Source organism: Bacterioplanoides sp. (assembly GCF_965219715.1).
Taxonomy (GTDB): domain Bacteria; phylum Pseudomonadota; class Gammaproteobacteria; order Pseudomonadales; family Oceanobacteraceae; genus Bacterioplanoides.
The window spans coordinates 910,018-931,193 of record NZ_OZ244785.1 but is presented as its reverse complement, the minus strand read 5'-3'; the positions used below and the strand labels follow the sequence as shown (position 1 = coordinate 931,193).

Annotated in this window: 15 protein-coding genes and 1 pseudogene; 9 read left to right on the top strand and 7 right to left on the bottom strand. The window is 48.0% G+C overall.

Annotated features, from left to right (window positions below):
• Window positions 1-48 precede the first annotated feature (48 nt).
• The gene (locus ACOQOZ_RS04805; protein ID WP_420591139.1) at window positions 49-2,652 is read left to right on the top strand and encodes a TonB-dependent siderophore receptor; all 2,604 of its coding nucleotides are present in this window, start codon (window positions 49-51) and stop codon (window positions 2,650-2,652) included.
• Window positions 2,653-2,727: 75 nt separating this feature from the next.
• Here ACOQOZ_RS04805 and ACOQOZ_RS04800 read toward each other — a convergent pair whose 3' ends face one another.
• Window positions 2,728-3,216, bottom strand: a complete 489-nt coding sequence (locus ACOQOZ_RS04800; RefSeq protein ID WP_420591138.1) for an acyl-CoA thioesterase — start codon at window positions 3,214-3,216, stop codon at window positions 2,728-2,730.
• A gap of 102 nt (window positions 3,217-3,318) precedes the next feature.
• Here ACOQOZ_RS04800 and ACOQOZ_RS04795 point away from each other — a divergent pair, with 102 nt between their 5' ends.
• The gene (locus ACOQOZ_RS04795; RefSeq protein WP_420591137.1) at window positions 3,319-3,942 is read left to right on the top strand and encodes a DUF4124 domain-containing protein; all 624 of its coding nucleotides are present in this window, start codon (window positions 3,319-3,321) and stop codon (window positions 3,940-3,942) included.
• An 84-nt stretch (window positions 3,943-4,026) separates the two neighbouring features.
• On the opposite strand, the gene ACOQOZ_RS04790 is transcribed toward ACOQOZ_RS04795, so the two are convergent.
• Both ACOQOZ_RS04790 and ACOQOZ_RS04785 read right to left on the bottom strand, forming a co-directional pair.
• A complete protein-coding gene (locus tag ACOQOZ_RS04790; RefSeq protein ID WP_420591136.1) occupies window positions 4,027-6,399 on the bottom strand; it encodes a TonB-dependent siderophore receptor in 2,373 nt (790 codons plus the stop codon).
• Window positions 6,400-6,596: 197 nt separating this feature from the next.
• A complete protein-coding gene (locus tag ACOQOZ_RS04785) occupies window positions 6,597-7,823 on the bottom strand; it encodes a helix-turn-helix transcriptional regulator (protein WP_420591135.1) in 1,227 nt (408 codons plus the stop codon).
• A gap of 198 nt (window positions 7,824-8,021) precedes the next feature.
• On the opposite strand from ACOQOZ_RS04785, the pseudogene ACOQOZ_RS04780 reads away from it, so the two are divergent.
• The 6 genes and pseudogenes from ACOQOZ_RS04780 to ACOQOZ_RS04755 all read left to right on the top strand — a co-directional run.
• Window positions 8,022-8,594 (top strand): annotated as a pseudogene (locus ACOQOZ_RS04780) (7TM-DISM domain-containing protein); the annotation flags it as partial.
• Window positions 8,595-8,682: 88 nt separating this feature from the next.
• The gene (locus tag ACOQOZ_RS04775; RefSeq protein ID WP_420591134.1) at window positions 8,683-9,903 is read left to right on the top strand and encodes a diguanylate cyclase; all 1,221 of its coding nucleotides are present in this window, start codon (window positions 8,683-8,685) and stop codon (window positions 9,901-9,903) included.
• A 107-nt stretch (window positions 9,904-10,010) separates the two neighbouring features.
• Window positions 10,011-10,751 (top strand): substrate-binding periplasmic protein, encoded by a 741-nt coding sequence (locus ACOQOZ_RS04770; protein ID WP_420591133.1) that lies wholly within the window; start codon window positions 10,011-10,013, stop codon window positions 10,749-10,751.
• A gap of 157 nt (window positions 10,752-10,908) precedes the next feature.
• Window positions 10,909-12,672, top strand: coding sequence for a protein adenylyltransferase SelO (locus tag ACOQOZ_RS04765; RefSeq protein ID WP_420591132.1), 1,764 nt, complete (start codon window positions 10,909-10,911; stop codon window positions 12,670-12,672).
• A 199-nt stretch (window positions 12,673-12,871) separates the two neighbouring features.
• Window positions 12,872-13,459, top strand: a complete 588-nt coding sequence (locus ACOQOZ_RS04760; RefSeq protein ID WP_420591131.1) for a LysE family translocator — start codon at window positions 12,872-12,874, stop codon at window positions 13,457-13,459.
• Between the two features lie 131 nt (window positions 13,460-13,590).
• On the top strand, window positions 13,591-14,097 hold the full coding sequence (locus ACOQOZ_RS04755; RefSeq protein WP_420591130.1) for a hypothetical protein: 507 nt from the start codon (window positions 13,591-13,593) through the stop codon (window positions 14,095-14,097).
• Between the two features lie 324 nt (window positions 14,098-14,421).
• Here the strand turns inward: ACOQOZ_RS04755 and ACOQOZ_RS04750 are convergent, their stop codons facing one another.
• From ACOQOZ_RS04750 to ACOQOZ_RS04735, 4 genes are all read right to left on the bottom strand, one after another.
• On the bottom strand, window positions 14,422-14,589 hold the full coding sequence (locus ACOQOZ_RS04750) for a hypothetical protein (RefSeq protein ID WP_420591129.1): 168 nt from the start codon (window positions 14,587-14,589) through the stop codon (window positions 14,422-14,424).
• 16 nt (window positions 14,590-14,605) lie between these two features.
• The gene (locus ACOQOZ_RS04745; protein WP_420591128.1) at window positions 14,606-14,758 is read right to left on the bottom strand and encodes a hypothetical protein; all 153 of its coding nucleotides are present in this window, start codon (window positions 14,756-14,758) and stop codon (window positions 14,606-14,608) included.
• Between the two features lie 12 nt (window positions 14,759-14,770).
• Window positions 14,771-15,361 carry a DUF6338 family protein gene (locus ACOQOZ_RS04740; RefSeq protein ID WP_420591127.1) on the bottom strand — a complete coding sequence of 197 codons (591 nt, stop codon included), beginning with the start codon at window positions 15,359-15,361 and terminating at the stop codon, window positions 14,771-14,773.
• A gap of 411 nt (window positions 15,362-15,772) precedes the next feature.
• Complete coding sequence (locus ACOQOZ_RS04735; protein WP_420591126.1) at window positions 15,773-18,565, bottom strand: bifunctional aconitate hydratase 2/2-methylisocitrate dehydratase; 2,793 nt, start codon at window positions 18,563-18,565, stop codon at window positions 15,773-15,775.
• Between the two features lie 382 nt (window positions 18,566-18,947).
• Here ACOQOZ_RS04735 and ACOQOZ_RS04730 point away from each other — a divergent pair, with 382 nt between their 5' ends.
• A complete protein-coding gene (locus ACOQOZ_RS04730; protein ID WP_420591125.1) occupies window positions 18,948-21,158 on the top strand; it encodes a molybdopterin oxidoreductase family protein in 2,211 nt (736 codons plus the stop codon).
• Window positions 21,159-21,176 lie beyond the last annotated feature (18 nt).

Here is a 21,176-nt window from a genome sequence, read left to right as displayed (position 1 = left end):
TATTCTTCACTATTTTCCATGGAAGTAACCCTTGAGGATTTGATATTCATGGCTCAAAAATTTACTACCGCAGCATCTCGTTCACCATCTGCGGTGAAATCAAAACTCGCCCTCGCTGTTGCTAAAAGTATGTTGCTGACGGCACTGGGAGGTGTTGTTATCTCGCCTAATGTTCTGGCTGATACTGTATCTGAAAAAGCCGTGGCGAATAACACGCTGGAATTCAATATTGCGGCCGGTTCGCTTGAGAATGCATTAAACCAGCTGGGTCAGCAGGCAGGTATTTTATTGTCCTATTCGCCACAGTTGACCTCAGATAAAACCAGCACCGCATTAACCGGGAAATTTACCCTGGCAGGCGCCTTTAAAAAGTTGCTGGACGGTACAGGTCTGATGGCCGTACAACAAGCTGACGGCAGTTATACCCTGCAACCCCTTAAGCAAGTGGAATACCAGTTGGATGACGTTAAAGTCCGCGGCACACTATTAAGCCGTTACGAATTTGACCGTGCGAATTCCGCAACGGGTTTTGAAACTGACGTTGATGGTTTGCCTCGTTCCGTGCAGGTTTTACCTGAACAACTTATCCTCGATCAGAACTCTGAACGGCTGACGGATGTATTGATTAATGCCGTCAGCGTCAGCCGCTCAGATGGTTTTGGCGGTGCTCAGGATGAAGTATTTATCCGTGGTATGGACAACAGTCATATATTTATCGATGGCAGTCCGGTCAGTCCGGAGAGCCGTATTGATGTGGAATTAATTGATCGGGTAGAAGTGATCAGTGGTCCGGCGTCGGTATTACACGGTCAGGTAAGTCCGGGTGGCTTAATTAATATTGTTCGCAAGCAGCCTGAACCACAAAGTGCCCAAACACTGCAGGTGATGGTGGACAATCAGGGACGCCAGAAACTGATGGCTGACAGTACCGGGGGCATCAGCGATGAGGTGCAATACCGCTTTATCGTCGCACATGAGGATTCTGACTCGTTTCGTGAAGTGAAAACTCAGGATGGTACAACCAAAGCAAGCACAGAAAATCTTACCATTGCTCCTTCCATAAGCTACACACCGGACAGTTTTAATACGCTGACCTTCAGCCTGGATTACAGTGATAAGACCGTGCCGATTGATCGTGGAACTGTCGCTATTGATGATGGTGCTGGCAAGATTAAAATTGCTGATATTCCTGTTGAGCGTCGTTTAGGCAGTGAATACAGCACACGTGAAAGCATTGAAAAGCGAGCGTCGCTGGGATTTGATCACGAGTTTCGTAATGGCTGGATCAATCGTTTAAAACTGAGTTACTCCGACAAAGAATACGATGATTATCAGGCACGTCCGGCTTTTGGTTTAAACGGTGTACCGTCCAATTTACTGGAAGTGATTGGTTTACGTAATACCAGCTCGATCCAGGCTAATGGTTTATTAGCGCGCAGTGCCGATACCAATATCGACGTCAGCGAAAGTGATATTTATCTGGCCAACAGCCTCAGTGGTGACTTCCGGGTGGCCGGTATCGACAACCGCTTGTTTGTTGGGGTTAACTACACCCAACGTGAACTGGATAAGAGTAATGGTTTTGCCTTACAGGATATTAGCCGGGCATTAGGAGCACCAATTCCGATTTATGCACCGGTACTGGATATTCTTAATATCTATGATCCAGTCCGACCGTCTTATACTAAGCGTCCGCAGCAGGTACTCAATGACGAACTTGAAACACATACTGAATACGGTATTTCCGTCCAGAATCTGACGTATCTCACGGATGAAATGACCCTGTTGTTGGGCTTGCGTTACGACAAATTTGAACTCGATAGTGAAGCCGATATCTATTTCTCCGCAGGCCCTCAGGCCGGCACTTACGTTGAGTTGGCTAAAACCGAAAAGCGTAAGATCAAAAGTTCGAATGACAATATCTCAGGGCAAATCGGTGTTCTGCATCAGCTGACGGGTAATATTTCTCTGTATGCCTCCTATGCCGAGTCTTTTATTCCTAACTATCCCGATGTCACTACCTCAGGATTAGCGAAAGAAAATCTTGATCCTGAGGAAGCCGCACAGTATGAACTGGGCTTTAAGTCGTCGTTTATGGACGATAAATTACGTATTGTTGGTTCTGTTTATCAGCTGGAACGTGAAAATGTATTAACTGTTGATAATAACTTCCAGAGCCGTTTGAACGGTAAAGAAAAAAGTGAAGGTATTGAATTAACTGCCACCATGCAGTTTATTCCGGGGTTAAATGTATTAGCGAGCATGACTCACCTAAATGCCGAGATTGTCGAAGATGATCAGAGCGATAATGAAGGCAATACGCCGAAAAGTGTGCCACAGAATAAAGCACGTGCTTGGGGTTCCTACGAATTTCAGTCTGGCAATTATGCGGGCCTGGGGATTGGCCTTGGAGCTGAATACGTTGATGAGCGTGAGGGAGATGATGAAAATCGCTTTACCTTGCCATCGTATACCTTGTGGGATGCCGCTGCCTGGTATTACGTTTCCGTCAGTGATAATACCCGTATCCGTTTGCAGGCGGGTATTAAAAACCTCACCGATAAGGAATATTACCCGGCTTCAATTAACGCTTTCCGCGTTAATGTTGGTGAGCCACGAACCAGCTATATTTCTGCCCGGTTAGAATTTTAATATGCGCCAGGTTCTGATTTGAGTTGAATAGTTAGCCCTGAAAAAAACAGCATCTTCGGATGCTGTTTTTTATTATTACTCAGCTATTAAACGCTGCAAAATACTCTTCAGTTCTGCCGGAATTGGCATGCTTTTTACTGTCTTTGGATCTGCGCAGACCTGAGTTAAATCAGCACTGAATATCTGCACGTTTTTCGCCTTCGTTAAGCGGCTTTGTTCCAACCAGCCTTCAATATGGAAAGTAAAAGATCGGTCGCTGACATTAGCAACGCTGACGCGAATATCCAGCACTTCGTCCCAGGTTACCGGGTGTAAAAACTCGAGATTAAATGCCCGTGCTGGCGGCAAAATATCGTAGCCCATCAACCGCCGTAGGCCGCCACCGTGTTTGTGGTATTTACCACTGCCATCATCCAGCCAGATTGCCAGTGCATCGTGAATGGCTTCTACCGCAAAGAAGGCAAAGCGCGGTGTGTAGACAATACCTTCCGGGTCACAATCACCGAATAATACCGGGCGCTTCAGGTGAATAACGTTACTGCTGGGTGAGTTCGCTGAATCCATGGTCTTTGTTATTTTTCAGGCGTTGGGGCCGGGAGGTTAGCATATTCGCCAATGTTGCCGTAAGCCGATATGATCAGAGTAATCGTTGTCGGGATAATAACTGTGAAAATAATAACAAGAGTTACCAACACAGCCGCCATTGCATTAACACTGGCGTTTAGCAGCATCAGTCATGGCCAGATCTTTCAATGTAAGCTGGCGTCTGGGAAGGTGGTATTTCAGGACTCCGAATGCCGTGCCGGACAGCAGGAAAAAGCCGTCACCGTACGCGAATTGAATACCTTTAATTTACCGAAACCCGAAGTATCGAAATCCGATGCCAGCGGCAAAGTGTTATACAGCTCTGCCGGTGCGCCACGACGACCCCAGACCATTAAGGTTAATGAAATTCGTGTGGTATCAGAGTCTGAAGATTCTCTGTTGATGGACGTCAGTTACACCTACGATCATCCGGACATCCCGGCATCCGATATTAAAGTCTTTATGATGCCCAACCATCGTTACTGGTCCGTCGCTTCAGTCAGAGCTGAAGAGGGGTTTAGCCTGGCGCGTATCCGTATTGGACTAAGCCGCAGCAATCTGGAACAGGATAATAAAAGTCGTTCTTATACCAGCTCACTGGAAGTCCGGTTTGAGCATTATCCGAAGAAAGGCCCCTATGGCGGTGTTATCTGGCGCCGCAGTGTGCCGTTTGAGAAACATTGGCACTTTCCTGGTGAGAAATAAATTTAAGCCATTGAATAATGGGCAACGCCACGGTGATATCCGCGGCGTTGCGTTAATTTATAGTGCCGATTGAGCGTCTTGATATCAGAAAGCGAGATAACTCAACGACAAACTAAAGGTACGTGGGCTGCCGGCTTTAATGCGTTCTTTACGTGCTCCACTGGCAATAAAATAACGCTCATCCGCCAGGTTCTGTACTCCGAATTGCATTTTTAACTGACCATCACCCGCGGGTATGTAGTACCAGGCGGATACATCGGAGGTGGTGTAGCCATCCAGCTTCCAGGTATTGCGGTTGGTGCCATAACGATCGCCGACATAGAAGGTACCTGCACCAACCCCCCAATTGCCCCAGCTGGAATTTTTCGGTTCGTAGCTGAGCCACAAGCTGGCACTGGTATCTGCAACATTACTCGGCTTATTACCCTGGGCGACTCCGGTTGCCCGACCCGGGTCATCAATTTTTATATCGAGATCCGAGAAGCTGGCGAGTAAATTGACGCCTTCTGATAGTTGCGCCGTGGTGTCTACTTCGAAGCCTTTTGAGGTTTGTTTTCCGAGCAATACTGCCTCCAGTCCAGCGCCTTCTGTGGTGACGTATGCAAGGATGTTTTTCTTTTCGATATCGAAGTAGGAGACGGTCATGGTCAACTTATCGTTAAACCAGCTGAACTTGCTTCCGACTTCGTATTGTTTGCCTTCTTCCGGTGTTAACAGGTCGGTTTTGGTTTCCCCTTTACTAGCGTTTAATACGTTAAATAACGATTGTGGGGTAAACGACTCGCTGTAGCTGGCGTATAACGAGGCCTGGTTGAACAGCTTGCATAATGCGCCTGCCTGGTAGGTCCATTGCTGGTCACTGAATTTACCTTTTGTGCTTTGTTGTTCATCAAAGCGAACATTATTCATGCGCGTGTCGAAATCGTCGTAACGTGCTCCCAACAGTAACTTCAGCCTATCGCCAATACTCAGCTGATCCTGAAAATAAACCGCCAGATGCTCAGATTCGGTGGTGTAGTCAAAGTCTTTATTCGCAGTGGCAGAGGAGAGTTTACCGCGAACTGGCTGGTACAGGGTGTAGCCGTAATAGTTGGTCGGAATGGCTGCGGTTAATTGTGATGCTTTGGCCAGGTCACCTTGTTCCACTGCCTGCAGAATGGCCAGCACATCTCGCTGTAACTGGGCACCCTGATGATCACCGGTACTCAGGGTTGAGAAGGATTTCTGATCATGGAAGTCAATTCCTACCAAGGCATGGTGGCGAATAAAACCGGTGTCAAAATGTTTATCCAGCGACAAATTCAGGTGGTCATTATCCTGGTCTCCGCGACTGCCCATCACCCGTCGTAATACTGTGCCATCGGGTGCTTCCGGTAAACCGAGTGCTTTTAATCGGGAAAAATCACCGGCGAGTTTGTCGTCGAAATAGGTTTTATAACCATGGATGGTGCCCAGCACATTGGTTTCGAGACTTTTGTTGTCGCTGTCCTGAGTCATCAGCTTCGCCGTGAGGTGCCAGTCGTTAGCGAAGGTCAGGTCGTAATCCAGCGTCAGCGTGGAAATTTCGCTCCGGTTGAATTCAAACGCCTCACCATAATCGCGACTGATCGGTACATTCGGAACGATTACCGGGTTGTCCGGATTATTGTCCCTAAAGGTTCCCACCAGGCCGTGATCAACCGAGCCTTTGTCTTTTTGATATTCGTAATTGATGTTCAGATACGATTGATTGTTGATGTGCCAGCGCAGCGAAGGTGACAGTAAGGTTCGCTTAATGTCGCTTTCATCCCGGAAAGTTTCAGAATCTTCGTAACTGGCGACCATCCGATACAGCAGCGACTGATCGTCATTGATACTGTTGGTTGAGTCGGCCAACAGATAGCGTTTGCCCTTATTATCCAGCGTGGTGTTGAGCAAATGATAAGGACTCGCCTGGGGCTTTTTCGTCACAATATTCACGATGCCGCCGGGTTGCACCGCACCATAAAGAACCGATGCCGGACCTTTTATCACTTCCAGTGCTTCGATGTTAGCGGTTGAGGTTTTACTGGTAATCACCCGAACACCGTCGCGGTAGGTGGTGGCAGACTTAAAACCACGTAAGCCAAAATCATCCTTAACGTTGCCATTACCGTCGCCTTCGGAGGTGCTGCTGACATTACGCAGTATGTCCGCCAGCTCGGTAGCTTGCTGGTCGATGATGACCTGCTCCGGAATCAGCGTCACCGAGCGCGGAATATTCATAATATCTGTGGTGGTTCGGGTCGCTCCCTGGGATTCACGCACGTAATAGCGGCTCAGTGGTGTTCCCACCACTTCAATGGTATCCAGGGTGGTGCTGTCGGAAGATTCTGCCTGCGCCAATGCGGGTGTTAAGGCGGGCAAAAAGAGTGGAAACAAGGCCAGGCTTAAAGTGGCAGAAATCAGATGATTTGATAAAACTCGATGGCGTGTCATTGGAGTCCCTGTGAAAACAAGCGGCTGTTTACCTTCCGCCAGCTGGCTCAACAGCCAACTGTCGGAAGTGATTCAAAGTGCCGTTGATGGAGCGTGCGACAGCACAAAAAGATAATCATCTGGTGCTGCGATAACGGCGGCCGCCAGCCTAGCCCAAGAGGCGCAATAATGAGTCAATCTGCTTCAGAATGACCAGGTCACTCTGGCTGTAAGCTGCATGGCGACAGGGAATTACGCTGTTGTTGGCGAAACTGATTCGGGGTTAAACCGGATTGCTGTTTAAACACCCGGTAAAAGGTATTTTTGTTGTTGAAGCCGGCCAGATAGGCGATATCAATAATTGATTGCTGGCAATCCTGATCAAGTAATAATCGCTGTGCTTCGTCATAGCGCAACTGGTTAAGCCAGTTGTAGAAGCTCACTCCCATATGCTGATTCAGCAGTTCAGATAATTGACTGGCAGTAATCTCGAGCTGGGTAGCCAGCTCTGTCAGTGACAAATCATTTTTCAGGTGTGGACGTTGCTGCTCCACCAGTGTGATAAGTTGTTGCTTTAATGCACTGGCCAGCGTGTCGCTCAGTTCTCTGTGATCGGTTAGTTCGTGCTCAGTATTGTTTTTGAACTCGATAGCTTTGGCGGACTTGGTGTTGCCTGCGGCATTGCTGTCTGCCATCGGTTGTTGAGTCGAGGTTGTTGAGCCGAATGATGAATCACCGGCTGATACCGATACGGGTAATTGCGCATCAACATCTTTTGGTTCCGGAAACCACATCGGCCGATACGCGTAGAAACCAGCGATGGCAACCAGATACAGGGAAATCAGGGCAACGGCAGCGCGCCACTGATCGTTAATCAGCGGTTGATACCACAGCTGAATCATCAGCAGCACGATATCGAGCAGGGCATAACAAGTAGCCGCCAGCATGATATGCAGCAGCCAATAAAAGCCGGAGTTACGATAATGAAGTACCACTGTGGTAAGTAATGAACGGTGTTTAAACGCCGTGACTAAGTTAAACAGCAAATAACCAACAATCTGCAGTGCGGCGAGTATAACCAGCAGTTTTTGCGGGTAATCGACATCCGCTAGTACCAGGCTCAGGGTAATCACAAACGGAATAAAGTGTACGAGCATCGAACGCATGGCCATTGGCCGCTTGCTCACCAGCTTCAACATAAAATAAATAAACGGGCCGTAGAGCAGAATAAAACAGTGCGTCGAAAGAGTAATCGGCCAGGGCACGGCAAAGGTCGCCGCCTGCACATAGGAGTGCAGTGGAAATACCAATACGGCGGCCAACAAAGCAGCCAGAATTTTTGACCCCGGGAACTGGCGACGTGCCGGAGCCAGTAGCGAGACGATGATAAACCCGCCCAGGGTAATCGAAACCAGATACAGTGCTTTAAAGGCCTCTAACGGCATAGACGGAGACTCGGAGGTTGCCTGCTCAAACGGCGGCTAAAGTACTATAAATTGTTGATAATGGGAATTGATATCAAATGAGTCGTCGGCTGGCGAGAGACCACTGCGTATCTTAAAATTACCCTATACGTATTCAGCAACGGCAATCCGGCATTCGGTCGGTATCTGCTCCGTTGCCTGACTGAGGTAATTCTGAACGTGCGGAACCCATTCCGGCTATTACTCTTCTTCTGGTTATGTCTGCTGGCGGTATCTGGCCACAGCCATGATCAGTTCGTAACGGATCCTGATTTAAACCCCGGCAACCTGGTGCCGGAGACGATTGAGTACCTGCGCAGTGATCGTCAGCTGACACTGGCTGAGGTTGAGGGGCTTGATGAAGGTGATGGGGTTGATAGAGAGGATCGCCAATCTGACTCTGCACAACAGCAAGCTCATTCGATGTCTGAACACCGCTGGCGGAGTATTGCGGCGCAGGATGCCAACTTTGGTTTCGATCTGGGTTATTACTGGTTTCGTTATCCGATACGCACACCAGACGGCGCAGATGAAAACTGGCTGCTGGAAGTTGGCTATCCGTTACTTGATCATCTGACCGTTTACCTGGTGCAGAATCAGCGGGTTATTCAGCAGTACAACAGTGGTGATCGCCAACCGTTTGATCTGCGACCCGAGGCCTATCCCAACTTCCTGTTTCCGTTTCAGCTAAAACCCCGACAGCAATATTGGCTGTACGTTGAGCTGCAAACCAGCAGTTCGGTGCAGGCACCGATGTCGCTGCGTAGTAAAGCCGATTTCTGGAAAACCCATCTGACGGAAAAAATCTTCCTGATTATTTTTTTATGCCGTCCTGATTTCGATGTTTATTTACAACGGCATCCTCTATCTGATGGTGCGGGATCAGAGTTATCTGTATTACATCCTGTACCTTGGGTCGTTTATCTTTTTGATGGCCAGTATGGATGGTCTGGCTTATCAGTACCTGTGGCCCGGCAGCACAGAATTTCATCAGGTCAGTGTGCTGCTATTTATGAATGCGGTGTTGCTGACTGCGCCATTGTTCGGCTGCAGTTTCTTACGTTTGATCGATAACAATCCCATCCTTTACCGCATCATGGCGACACTCTCATGGCTGGGGGTAATGGGTATGATTGGCGCCTTTATGCTGCCGTACGGGTTTGTGGTTAAAACGACCAGCATCGTGGCCGTCGCCACGGTATTTATTATGTTGTATGTCTCGGTGGCGGTGCTTATCCAGCGCAACAGCCGGGAGGTGGTAATCTTTCTGACCGCCTGGGCAACGCTGATGATGGGCTATGTGGTCTACGTGTCACAGAAACTGGGTTGGATGCCGATCAACAGCTTTACCGAACACGCCATCGAAGTGGGTGCCATTTTTGAAGTGTTGTTACTGGCGCTCAGTCTTGCCGACCGTATTAACTCCGAGCGTAAAGCGCATTTGGTAACCCAGAACCGCATGCTGGAATTACAGGTTCAGGCCAATATCGAACTGGATCAGAAAGTAAAAGAACGCACCGAAGCATTGGAGCAACTGAATGTGCGCTTAAAAGAGGTGTCGGTAACCGATTCTCTAACCGGGGTTAAAAACCGGCGTTTCTTCGATACTCAGCTGGCAAGTGAATTCCAGAAAGCCTGCATTGGTAACAAGTGGTTGTCATTGCTTATGATCGATGTCGACCATTTTAAAGCCTTTAATGATCAGCATGGCCATCAGGCCGGAGACCTGGTGTTGCGCAAAGTTGCTGAAACCATCACTGCAGAAGTGCGTGGCGAAGGCGATCTGGTGTGCCGTTACGGCGGTGAAGAATTTTGCGTGTTACTGGTGAATACCGATGCCGGGCAGGCGGCAGAAATTGCCGAGCGTATTCGTACCGCTGTGGCCTCGCGTCAGGCAAGCTGGCAGCGTCAGGTATTAACGGTTACTGCCAGCCTGGGTTGCTGCAGTATCGTTCCGGATACTGTGCACGGCGCGGAAGCTCTGCTGAAGGCCGCCGATGAAAATTTATACCGGGCCAAAGAAGCCGGGCGTAATCGGGTTGTTTCCTCGGTGATTGATTAAAGACAAGGCGGGTTGTGTGAGTGCTTGTCCGCAATCCGGACAATTCGTTACACTGCATAACCAGTCTGGAATGGTAGTTGGTGACGGTGATGCAGGTAATAAAACGGATGATATTGCTTCTGGCGATTGCCATGCAGTTACCGCTATACGCTCAGGAACCCGCTGCGGCAGCCTCTCTGGCGCATTACACCTTGTATTTCCCTCCGTATTGGGAAGGAGCCGATAAACAGGTTTCCGGATTACACGCACGTTTGTCACGGCGTTTGTATCAGCAGGCTGGCCTGCAGGTGGAAATGGAAAGTGTGCCTTATGCGCGAATTCATCGTCTGCTGTTACCCGATAACGTCGCCATTGTGGCGTACGGCGCTAATGCCGAAACCGATGATCGGTTTCTGTTTCCGATTCCCCAAACGTCTATTGAATTACGGATTTATGGCCTGAATGCTGAGCCGGTTGATACTCTGGAACCGCTGGAAGGCAAACGTATTGCCATCAAACGTGGTTTTCCTTTGGGTGGTTACGCCGATGCTTTGCAGCAGGAAAAATACCGCACCATCACCACCAACAGTGTAGAGCAGGCCATTCGGCTATTGCTGCTGGGGCGGGTGGATTACATCATCACCCTCGATGATCCATTCCAGAAAGACGTGCGCAAAGTTAATCTCGAAGGTCATAAAATCTGGAGTCGTACCCTGGAGAAGCTGGATGGTTGGCCAATTGCCGTCGTAAAAGCCCACCCGCAGGCTAAAGAGTTGTACCAAAAAATTAAGCAGGCGTATCAGCAGCTGCGTGATAACGGTGTGGTGACCTATAAAAATCAACGCTTGTTGTTAACCGAAGATTTTTAACCGCAATTCCCAAATAATTTTAAGGGTATTTTGCTTATCTTTTAGCCCCGATGCGCTGCTATACGTAAGGCAGTGTCAGCTGGCGGGCATCTGTGTGTCTTTCAAAAGCCGGGCCGGGTAAACTGATTATTCGTATTTATTTTCAGGCCTGTTTTCCATGTCGTCTTCCTCCCATGCTTCCGATGAAAAACTGATCACCAGTTTTGCTGAGTTCAGTAAAACAGCGGACTATTCGCTGCTGGAAAATCTGAATATCGATCCGCAAGCACGTCAGGATGGGGTTGAGCATCAACCACGACAGGTTTTTTCCGGGCATTATGTGCCGGTGATTCCTACGCCGATTGCTGCGCCGCAATATATCGCTCATAGCTCTACATTATTCGCTGAGTTGGGCCTGGATGATTCTCTGGTTCAAGACAAAGCATTTGCCAAAGTATTTTCCGCTGATATTTCTCCTGTATTGGAGAGCGTGATGGAGAAGGGCACGTCACCGATGCGCCCGTATGGTTGGGCCACCGGTTATGCCTTGTCGATTTATGGCACCGAATACACCCAGCAGTGTCCTTTCCGTAACGGCAATGGTTATGGCGATGGCCGGGCGATGTCGATTTTTGAAGGGGTATTTAACGGCAAGCGCTGGGAGATGCAATTAAAAGGTGGTGGTCGTACACCGTATTGTCGTGGTGCCGATGGTCGTGCGGTATTACGTTCCAGTGTGCGCGAATTTTTGGCCCAGGAGCATATGCACGCGTTAGGCATTCCAACCTCGCGTTCACTGACTTTGTTTACTTCGACCGCAGAAACGGTGACTCGTCCGTGGTATTCCGAACAATCCCAAACCTATGAACCGGATATTCTGGTGGAGAATCCGGTTGCGATTTCGACCCGTGTGGCACCGTCGTTTTTACGGGTTGGTCAGGTGGAGTTATTTGCTCGCCGGACCCGTAATAAAGAATATGATCATGCGACGGACGAGCTGAAATTAATTGTTCAGCATCTGATTGAGCGTGAATATAAAGATGATATTGATGCGGCGTTATCCTTCCCGGATCAGGTGATTAAGCTGGCGGAATGTTTCCGTGGTCGCTTAACGGCGTTGGTAGCCAACTGGATTCGGGTCGGTTTTTGTCAGGGCAACTTTAATAGCGATAACTGCCCGGCGGGTGGTTACACTCTGGATTACGGCCCGTTTGGTTTTTGCGAGCAGTTTGATCCGCAATTCCAGCCCTGGACCGGCGGTGGTGAACATTTCTCCTTCTTTAATCAGCCTGCAGCGGCGGAAGCTAACTTCCATATGTTCTGGAAGTCGGTACGAACTCTGCTGGAAAGTGAGGGAGAAGATGGCTACATACAGCGACTGGATGACGTTCGCCGGGGTTTTGAAAAAGAACAGCGTATTGCCATTCAAAATATGTGGGCGGCCAAGCTTGGGCTTGATAGCTACGACGAAGCACTGACGACTCAGTTATTGTCGCTGATGCATCAGTCGGAAGCTGACTACACACGTTTCTTCCGCGAATTATCATCGGTGCCAACCAGCATTGAATCGCTAAAAGAAACTTTTTATTTAAATATCTCTGAGTCCCGTGATTCGCAGCTGGAGCAAAAATGGCAAAGCTGGCTGGAGCAATGGCGCAATGCGGTGCTGGATAATCAGAAAGAAGCGTTTGTTGCTGCGAAAATGAAACAAACCAATCCGAAATACACCTGGCGTGAATGGCTGGTGGTTCCGGCTTATCAGCAGGCGATGCAGTCTTGTTCTGATGGACGTGGTAATTACGATCTGGTGAAAGAGCTGCAGCAGGTGTTAACTCATCCTTATGATGAGCAAACGCCGGAAATAGAAGCGAAATTTTATCGCCAGAAACCGGCTGAATATTTCCATGCTGGTGGGGTGTCGCACTACAGTTGTTCGTCTTAAGCCTGTCAATTTGGACCGTCGGTTTAGGCCCGTCACCTTAAGGGCTTAATCTTAGGGCCGTATTCTCCGGCCCGTTGCTATAGTCTGCTCCCCATGTTCTTTGGTGAGCAGTATTCCGCAACTTTGTTCTATTTTTCCAAGTCCGGCTTTCCTACCATTTTGCCTTGCTAAGTCGCAGGTTTGTTGAGTCGTCATCCTTATGCTGGAAATCATTTTGTATGCCGTTGGTGTGATGTACACACCCGGTCCCGTCAATTTTATTGCTCTTAACAGCGGTATTCAGAAGCAGAGCGGCATGCTTGGCTTCTTTGTTGGTGTGTCGACCGGCATGACCATTTTGTTCCTGGCGGTTTCTTTTGTTGGTGCGCAGCTGATCAGCGATACCTTGCTGCAATGTACGGCGGCATTAGGTACGGCGTATATCGTTTGGCTGAGTTATAAGATCTTTCGTTCGGATGTATCAGGGCAGGGGGATGAGAAGGTACGCCCACTGGCGTTTGCCGATGGTGTGCTGATGCAGATTCTCAACCCCAAAGGGTTTTCGGTCGCCTTACCGCTGGCGACGGTGCAGTTCCCAGCGGCGGGCATCACTGGTGGTTCTTTGGTTGTCTGGAGCGTTGGCTTGGCGTTTCTTGGGTTGGGAGCGCCGTCACTGTATTACGGTTTTGGGCGCCTGTTGGGGCGCAGGATTTATCAGGCCAGTTATCTGAAGTGGATTAATCGGCTGATGGCGGTGTTTTTGTTGTTTGTGGCGGTCAATATGGGGATGGTGGCTTTCAGCTTGTGAGGGTGGTGAGCCGCAAATTTGGTATTTGCGGCTCATTGTCTGTTTTAACTAGCGTAGAATGGATCTTCATTAAAACGCTCAGTGACGCCAATTAGTCTGCTGATGTGATTGGAAAACAGAAGGGAAGGTCTTTGGTTAGCGTCGTTGGTTTTATCATTCTGATTTTTGCCGTTTTCCTATCTATGCCCTGGTGGATGGCCAAGCTTACACATTGGGATGCAAAGCATGCCCGCTGGAGCGTGTTTAACGGCTATTCGAAAGTGCCAAGGATTTGGGGTGCAGGAGCGCGCGGAAACGTGATTGTGATGCCGCTGTTTCTATGTGCCGCTCTCCTTAACTATGACGGCTCCAACAACGATTTAGTGTTTATTCTCATCGGTGTGGGTGGGGTTCTGTTTTCACTGGCTCTGTTTCCCCTTGGAACGGCTCTGAAGCAAAACCTTGGTTCATGCCGGAGATATCTTGGTATTGCGCTGGTGATTGAAGCTCTTCTTATTCTTGCTTGTCATTATTTGCCAGGTGGTAATGCTTTGGCTGGTTTCTTGAGTCTTGTGGTTGCTGTCGCCATTGGGGTGATGTGGCTGTATTACAGTGATGAGGGAGAGCCATATGCGAAGGTTATTCGGAAAGGAGAGTAAGTCTTTCTTTTAGTATGGAGGATTTAGCGAATCAACTATCGAAAGTGGATCAAGTGACTAATAGCAGTGTTTTGTTACTTGTGACGCTCAGTATAGGCTAACAGTTAAGCTGCAAAGAAAGGCTTATCAGCCAATATCTCAATATTATTGTGATACTCAATGGTATCTGATTTTTCGAAGTTAGGCCCTAAATGCTGCAGAACTCTTTATTTGAAACTTCGTATGTAACTTTAAGATAATTATTGTCGAGCAGTAGATACTTTGATTAAAAAAATCAAAGAACCTATGATTCCTTTGTCGTCATAGGCTCTTCGACAATTGGGTTTATTGTGATTTTGGAGGTTTTGGCTTTGGAGCATTTTCATTTTTAATTGTAGGAGAGTATCCGGACAGAGGGCTGTTTTCTTGTGGAGATGGAGAGTATCCATCTTGACCCGAACCTGAAGGCCTATAACCTTTTTTGAATGGAACATTTGTTTTTTGGTTTGCCATTACATTGTCCTTGTATTTATTGAGATTTAGGCGGTTTAGCTGTTGAAGAGCTTGATGTGGTTTTTGATGGGGTATAACCATAAGTTTCAGAGGAGCTTGAACTTTTAGGTTTATACCCGTTGGTTGCTGAGATCGAGGGTGAATACCCTTTTGCTACTTTTTTACTCATGTCTTCTCCTGTTTACATTTCAATTAATTCAACTGTTGATATTTCACTGCTTAGAATAATTGCTCCGGATGAGCGTTCAACAGGTCTTTCAAAGCCCCGTTTATTATTTAAAAGCCATACTTCTTCAATATATATTTGTTCTTCGGCTGGTGAGCTAGAGACAAAAGAGTTACCAGAATACTTCCCACCGATCTCTTTACCATTTTTCAAAGTTATGATCATCCAGTATTCTTTTCTTTGAGAGAAAACGAAATCCCAAGGCTTAGATGTCGGATGTGGGGCATTCTCCTGAAACCAATTCGAATATCTAAGTTTTTTCCAGATTGCTACCCAGATCACTGGGCATACAAATAATATGAGGGTGTAAAAGAATAGCCTTAAATCAGGGTGTGCTGTTTGGAACTCTGCTGTGTCAATTGCAATGATCGGCCACAATAAAATTGCATAGTTAATGCAGCTGTAAGTTATGGCATCTACTATTTTGGAGCTGGCACTAACTGCCGAAGGTGGGAATGTTAGTTCGTAAGCCTTAATTGATATGAAGCCGGGAATAACAAAGGCTATGAAGATCAGAAGTTTATCAATTTCCCAAATGTCACTCATGTTTTGTTCTCATCGTTTTAACAAAGAGTAGAGCCGTTAGTGTTATGTCCTAAGATGGTAGGACCTTTCTTGATAACATTATCCATTCTTCCATTATTCTTATGATGAGTAAATTATTATCTTTCGTAGTGTTGAGAATGGAGGTTCGGGAGGTGTGTTAGAAACAAAAAAACCGGCTCCTCTTTCGAGTGCCGGTTTTTTTATTCGATCAGGTTTTGTTTTCAGTAGAAGCCGATCAGTTCAGTGAGCTACATAGGCTGAGGCCTAAATCCACTCTGTCGTCATTGATCTTTTGTGCGTCTGAACACGTTCTTTTCAGAACCTCAAAACCCAACCGTTATATCTGAGCTTAGCCCACTTTCTGCGCGTTTGTAGTAAACAGCAGGGCAGTGGGCTAATAACCTCTAAAACTTAAACAGCTTTCAGAGGGATAGCTGGACGAGCCAGGTCTTCAGACGGTGGAGCGAAAGAAGTCAGGTTGATACCTTCAACTGCTGCTTTGTACTCTTCCAGAGTCGGGAAACGACCCAGGATAGTAGACAGGACAACCATTGGAGTAGAGCCTAACAGAGACTCACCTTTCTTCTCAGCGCTGTCTTCTACAACACGGCCTTGGAACAGACGAGTAGAAGTAGCCAGAACAGTGTCACCAGCTTCAGCTTTTTCCTGGTTACCCATACACAGGTTACATCCAGGACGCTCTAAGTACAGGATGTTCTCGTAGGAAGTACGTGCAGCTTCTTTCGGGTTGTCATCGTCGAAAGTGAAGCCAGCGTATTTAGACAGGATGTCCCAATCGCCTTCTGCTTTCAGTTCGTCAACGATGTTGTACGTTGGTGGTGCAACAACCAGTGGTGCGTTGAACGTGATAGGACCGTTCTTCTCCAGGTTACGCAGCATCGCAGCGATGATTTGCATGTCACCTTTGTGAACCATACAAGAACCAACGAAGCCCAGGTCAACTTTACGGCCATCGTAGTAAGAAGTCGGACGGATCACGTCGTGAGTGTAACGCTTAGATACGTCTTCGTTGTTTACGTCTGGGTCAGCAATCATTGGCTCGTCGATTGCGTCCAGGTCAACTTCAACTTCTGCGTAGTACTTAGCGTTGTCGTCTGGAGCCAGAGCAGGTGCTTCGCCAGATTTAACTTCAGCGATACGCTTGTCAGCCAGGTCGATCAGACCTTGCAGCATGCCAGCTTCGTTTTCCATACCTTTGTTGATCATGATCTGGATACGGGACTTAGCCAGTTCCAGAGACTTGATCAGAGTTTCATCGGTAGAAATACAGATAGAAGCTTTCGCTTTCATTTCTGCAGTCCAGTCGGTGAAGGTGAAGGCTTGGTCAGCCAGCAGAGTACCGATTTGTACTTCGATCACACGACCCTGGAAGACGTTTTCGCCAGAGAACTTCTTCAGCATTTGCGCTTGAGTCGCGTGTACGATGTCACGGAAGTCCATGTGTGGCTTCATGTTGCCTTTGAAGGTTACCTTCACAGACTCTGGGATTGGCATTGCTGCTTCACCAGTTGCCAGTGCGATTGCAACAGTACCGGAGTCAGCACCGAACGCTACACCTTTAGACATACGGGTGTGAGAGTCACCACCGATGATGATCGCGCGATCGTCAACAGTAATGTCGTTCAGTACTTTGTGGATTACGTCAGTCATGGAGTGGTAAACGCCTTTCGGGTCACGTGCAGTGATTACACCGAATGCGTTCATGAACGCCATCAGCTTAGGCGTGTTAGCCTTAGCTTTGTTGTCCCATACAGAAGCTGTGTGACAACCAGACTGGAATGCACCATCAACATCAGGAGAGATAGTAGAAGCAGCCATAGCTTCCAGTTCCTGACAAGTCATAGGACCAGTAGTGTCCTGAGAACCAACGATGTTCACTTTAACGCGAACGTCAGAACCTGTGTGCAGAGGAGTCTTAGAAGTAACACCAACAGCGTTGCGGTTGAAGATCTTCTCAACTGCAGTCAGGCCCTGGCCTTCGTTGGAGATTTCTTTAGAAGCAGCGTAAACAACTGGTGCTTCAACGCCCAGAGTTTCAGCAGCGAAAGTCTGGATCTTCTTACCGAAAGTTACTGCGTAAGAACCGCCAGCTTTCATGAATTCCACTTTTTGTGGAGTGAAAGCGTCGCTCACGTCAGACAGTACATTGCCTTCGCTGTCTAACAGTTTCTTAGCTTTAGTGTCGATGGTCAGAACGGTACCGGTAGCAACAGAGTATGCTTCTTCCAGTACTGGATCGCCGTTTGCGTCACGTACGATTTCGCCGTTAGCGTCGGTTTTCTTAACCCAGTTTTTCAGGTCCAGACCGATACCGCCAGTTACACCAACAGTGGTCAGGAAGATAGGTGCGATACCGTTAGTACCAGCAACGACCGGACGGTTGTTGATGAAAGGAATGTATGGAGAAGTCTTCTCACCAGCCCACAGTGCAACGTTGTTAACACCAGACATACGGGAAGAACCAACACCCATGGTGCCTTTCTCAGCGATCAGCATTACTTTAGCGTCTGGGTTGTCTTCACCCATCTTCTTAATTTCTTGCTGTGCTTCTGGAGTGATCATGCACTGGCCGTGCAGTTCACGGTCAGCACGGGAGTGAGACTGGTTACCTGGAGACAGTAAGTCAGTAGAGATATCACCTTCAGCAGCGATGTAGGTGATAACTTTAATTTGCTCTGGGATATCGTCCAGCTTGGTGAAGAACTCAGCTTTTGAGTAGCTTTCCAGAATGTCTTTAGCAATGGCGTTGCCTGCTTTGAAAGCATCAGCTAAGCGCTTGGTGTCTGCGTCGTACAGGAATACCTGAGACTTCAGAACTTCACCAGCAGCAGCGTTGTTAGCGTCGTCAGACAGAGCGATGTCCAGCAGTGCTTCAACAGAAGGACCACCTTTCATGTGAGACAGTTGCTCTAAAGCGAACTCTGGAGAGATTTCAGCAACCGTTTCTGCACCGGTAACGATGTCTTTCAGGAACTTAGCTTTAACACCAGCAGCAGGAGTTGTACCTGGCAGAGTGTTGTAGATGAAGAAGTTCAGAGAAGCTTCGCGCTCTGCATTGCCAGTGTCTTTGATCTGGGCAATGATTTCAGACAGCAGTTCTGCACTGTCGATTGGTTTTGGGTTCAGACCCAGGTCCTTTTTACGAACCTCAATTTCTTCTAAATATTCTGAATACAAGCTCATCGCTTCATCCCTCATCTAATGACATCCGCCGACACACTGCAGTTCATGACGCTGCACAGCCTTTGGACAGTTAAAACATTCACACGGAATTTAAGGCGCTAAGTATAGGCCATCGCGTCTGTAGGGTTAAGGAAGCCGATGGTCGAATAGTTCATAAATTGTCCTTATTCGGCTTATGTTCGATATAAATAATATGAATGCCGCCTTTAGTCGCAGGGTAAATGAAAGTCACTCTTATTTCCGGGCTGTGATGGGGTCTTAGTCATCCTGAAATCGCTCAGAAATTGGCACGATTGGCTGCTGCGTAGTGTTATGTGACTGGGTAAGGTGGAGAAAAACCGATAATAACAATCTGATAAAAAACCGTAGAAGGATCATGCTGATGAGTGAATCCGGAGCAGCGCCAGCCATTCATAAACGTACCTGTTGTTTATGTGAAGCCACCTGTGGCCTTGAAATTACCACCCAGGGACAGGGCGCTGAAAAGCAGATTCTGTCGATAAAAGGCGACAAGGATGATCCCTTCAGTCGCGGTTATATCTGCCCGAAAGCAACGGCATTGCAGGATCTGCACGACGATCCGGATCGTTTAACCAAACCGGTGAAAAAGATGGCCGACGGCAGCTGGAAAGAAATCAGCTGGAAACAGGCCATTCGCGAAGCGGTTGCCGGGTTAAAAGGCGTTCAAAAACGTCACGGCAGAGACTCTATTGGCAGTTATCTGGGTAATCCCAACGTTCATAATTACGGCAATCTGCTGGTTGGCCCGATGTTGTTAAAAGCGCTGGGGTCAAAGAATAAATTCTCTGCCACCTCAGTCGATCAGTTACCACACCATATGGCCAGCTATTTTATGTTTGGCCATCAGCTGTTAATGCCAATTCCGGATATTGATCACACCGATTTTATGCTGATTATTGGTGGCAACCCGGTGGCGTCGAACGGCTCCATTATGACGGTGCCGGATATCAAAAACCGTTTAAAAGCCATTAATGAGCGTGGCGGTCGGGTGGTGCTGGTTGATCCGCGCCGCAGTGAAACAGCGAAATTTGCCCAGCAGCATCTGTTTATTAAACCCGGCCAGGATATTTTATTGCTGTTGTCGTTATTGTTTGTATTTACCCATGAACAGCAATTACCGGCTCTACCTGAGTATGTCGATAGCGCCGATTTAAAATCGTTATGTGCTGAATTTTCTCCGGAAAATACCGCCGCCATTACCGGCATCGACGCAAAAGCGTTACGCGAACTGGCGGCACAATGGTTAGCGGCAAAATCCGCCGTATGTTATGGCCGCATGGGCGTCTCGGTGCAGGAATTTGGTGGCTTATGTCAGTGGCTGATTAATGTACTGAACGTTATCACGGGTAATTTCGACCGCCAGGGTGGTGCTATGTTCACCCAGCCAGCAGTCGATTTACCGGCGGTGTTGGCCGCTCGTGGTAGTCGCGGCCATTACGACTTATATCGCTCGCGTGTACGTGATTTACCGGAATTCGGCGGCGAATTTCCGGTTGCGGCGCTGGCCGAAGAAATTCTGACCGAAGCAGATAAAAGCAAAGGTGAGACTCAGATTAAAGCCATGGTGACGGTTGCCGGTAACCCGATTGTGGCCACGCCAAACAGCCAACAATTAAATAAAGCGTTCGAATCGCTCGACTTTATGGTGTCGGTGGATGGCTTTATTAATGAAACCACCCGCCATGCGAATATTATTTTGCCACCGGTAAGCCAGCTGGAACGTGATCATTATGATTTAATTTTTAATAATTTTGCCGTGCGCAATGTCGCGAAATATTCTCAGCCGTTGTTTACCCCGGCAAAAGGCAGCAGACACGATTGGCAGATTCTGCTGGATCTGGCTTCGGGCTTTAACTCCGGTGCTAATGCCGGGCCGGTTAAAAAACGACTCACCAACTGGCTGACCTATCAGTCGATCCGTTGGTTAAAACCTAAAGGTGTTTTGAATAAATTAATGGCCAGCGGAAAATCCGGCCTGGATCTTAAAACACTGGAGCAGTCGCCACAGGGGGTTGATCTGGGCGAATTAACACCACAAATGCCAAAGCGTTTATTCCATAAAAATAAACGTCTGGCGTTAACGCCGGATATTTATTTACAGGAACTGGATCGCGTAAAGGAAACGTTATTACAGCGTACAACGCCAGAGTTTGTACTAATTGGCCGCCGTCATATCCGCTCCAATAATTCCTGGATGCACAATAGCCAGCGTCTGATCAAAGGCGCTGATCGCTGTACTCTGATGTTAAACCCACAGGACGCTGAAAAACTGAATGTCGCCGAAGGTGGGCGATTATCGGTGAAATCACGGGTTGCCAGTCTGGAAGTACCGGTAGAAATTACCGACGAGTTAATGCCCGGCGTGGTCAGTTTGCCGCACGGTTATGGTCACGGTCAGAAAGGTGTGCAGCTGAATCAGGCGCAGAGTAATCCGGGTGTGAACACCAACGAATTAACCGATGAATTATTTATCGATGAATTAACCGGTAATACCGCGTTAAACGGTGTACCAGTGGAGTTGTGTGTTGTGAATCAGGAGAACCCTCAGGCCCTGGCTTCTGAAGTCGCCTGACAATCTTTAGTAATACCT

What these genes read in the sequence shown, in the direction of transcription:
- ACOQOZ_RS04805 (WP_420591139.1), top strand. Translation starts at nt 49, where the DNA reads ATGGCTCAAAAATTTACTACCGCAGCATCTCGTTCACCATCTGCGGTG.
- ACOQOZ_RS04800 (WP_420591138.1), bottom strand. Translation starts at nt 3,216, where the DNA reads ATGGATTCAGCGAACTCACCCAGCAGTAACGTTATTCACCTGAAGCGC.
- ACOQOZ_RS04790 (WP_420591136.1), bottom strand. Translation starts at nt 6,399, where the DNA reads ATGACACGCCATCGAGTTTTATCAAATCATCTGATTTCTGCCACTTTA.
- ACOQOZ_RS04785 (WP_420591135.1), bottom strand. Translation starts at nt 7,823, where the DNA reads ATGCCGTTAGAGGCCTTTAAAGCACTGTATCTGGTTTCGATTACCCTG.
- ACOQOZ_RS04775 (WP_420591134.1), top strand. Translation starts at nt 8,683, where the DNA reads ATGTTTATTTACAACGGCATCCTCTATCTGATGGTGCGGGATCAGAGT.
- ACOQOZ_RS04770 (WP_420591133.1), top strand. Translation starts at nt 10,011, where the DNA reads ATGATATTGCTTCTGGCGATTGCCATGCAGTTACCGCTATACGCTCAG.
- ACOQOZ_RS04765 (WP_420591132.1), top strand. Translation starts at nt 10,909, where the DNA reads ATGTCGTCTTCCTCCCATGCTTCCGATGAAAAACTGATCACCAGTTTT.
- ACOQOZ_RS04760 (WP_420591131.1), top strand. Translation starts at nt 12,872, where the DNA reads ATGCTGGAAATCATTTTGTATGCCGTTGGTGTGATGTACACACCCGGT.
- ACOQOZ_RS04750 (WP_420591129.1), bottom strand. Translation starts at nt 14,589, where the DNA reads ATGGCAAACCAAAAAACAAATGTTCCATTCAAAAAAGGTTATAGGCCT.
- ACOQOZ_RS04745 (WP_420591128.1), bottom strand. Translation starts at nt 14,758, where the DNA reads ATGAGTAAAAAAGTAGCAAAAGGGTATTCACCCTCGATCTCAGCAACC.
- ACOQOZ_RS04740 (WP_420591127.1), bottom strand. Translation starts at nt 15,361, where the DNA reads ATGAGTGACATTTGGGAAATTGATAAACTTCTGATCTTCATAGCCTTT.
- ACOQOZ_RS04735 (WP_420591126.1), bottom strand. Translation starts at nt 18,565, where the DNA reads ATGAGCTTGTATTCAGAATATTTAGAAGAAATTGAGGTTCGTAAAAAG.
- ACOQOZ_RS04730 (WP_420591125.1), top strand. Translation starts at nt 18,948, where the DNA reads ATGAGTGAATCCGGAGCAGCGCCAGCCATTCATAAACGTACCTGTTGT.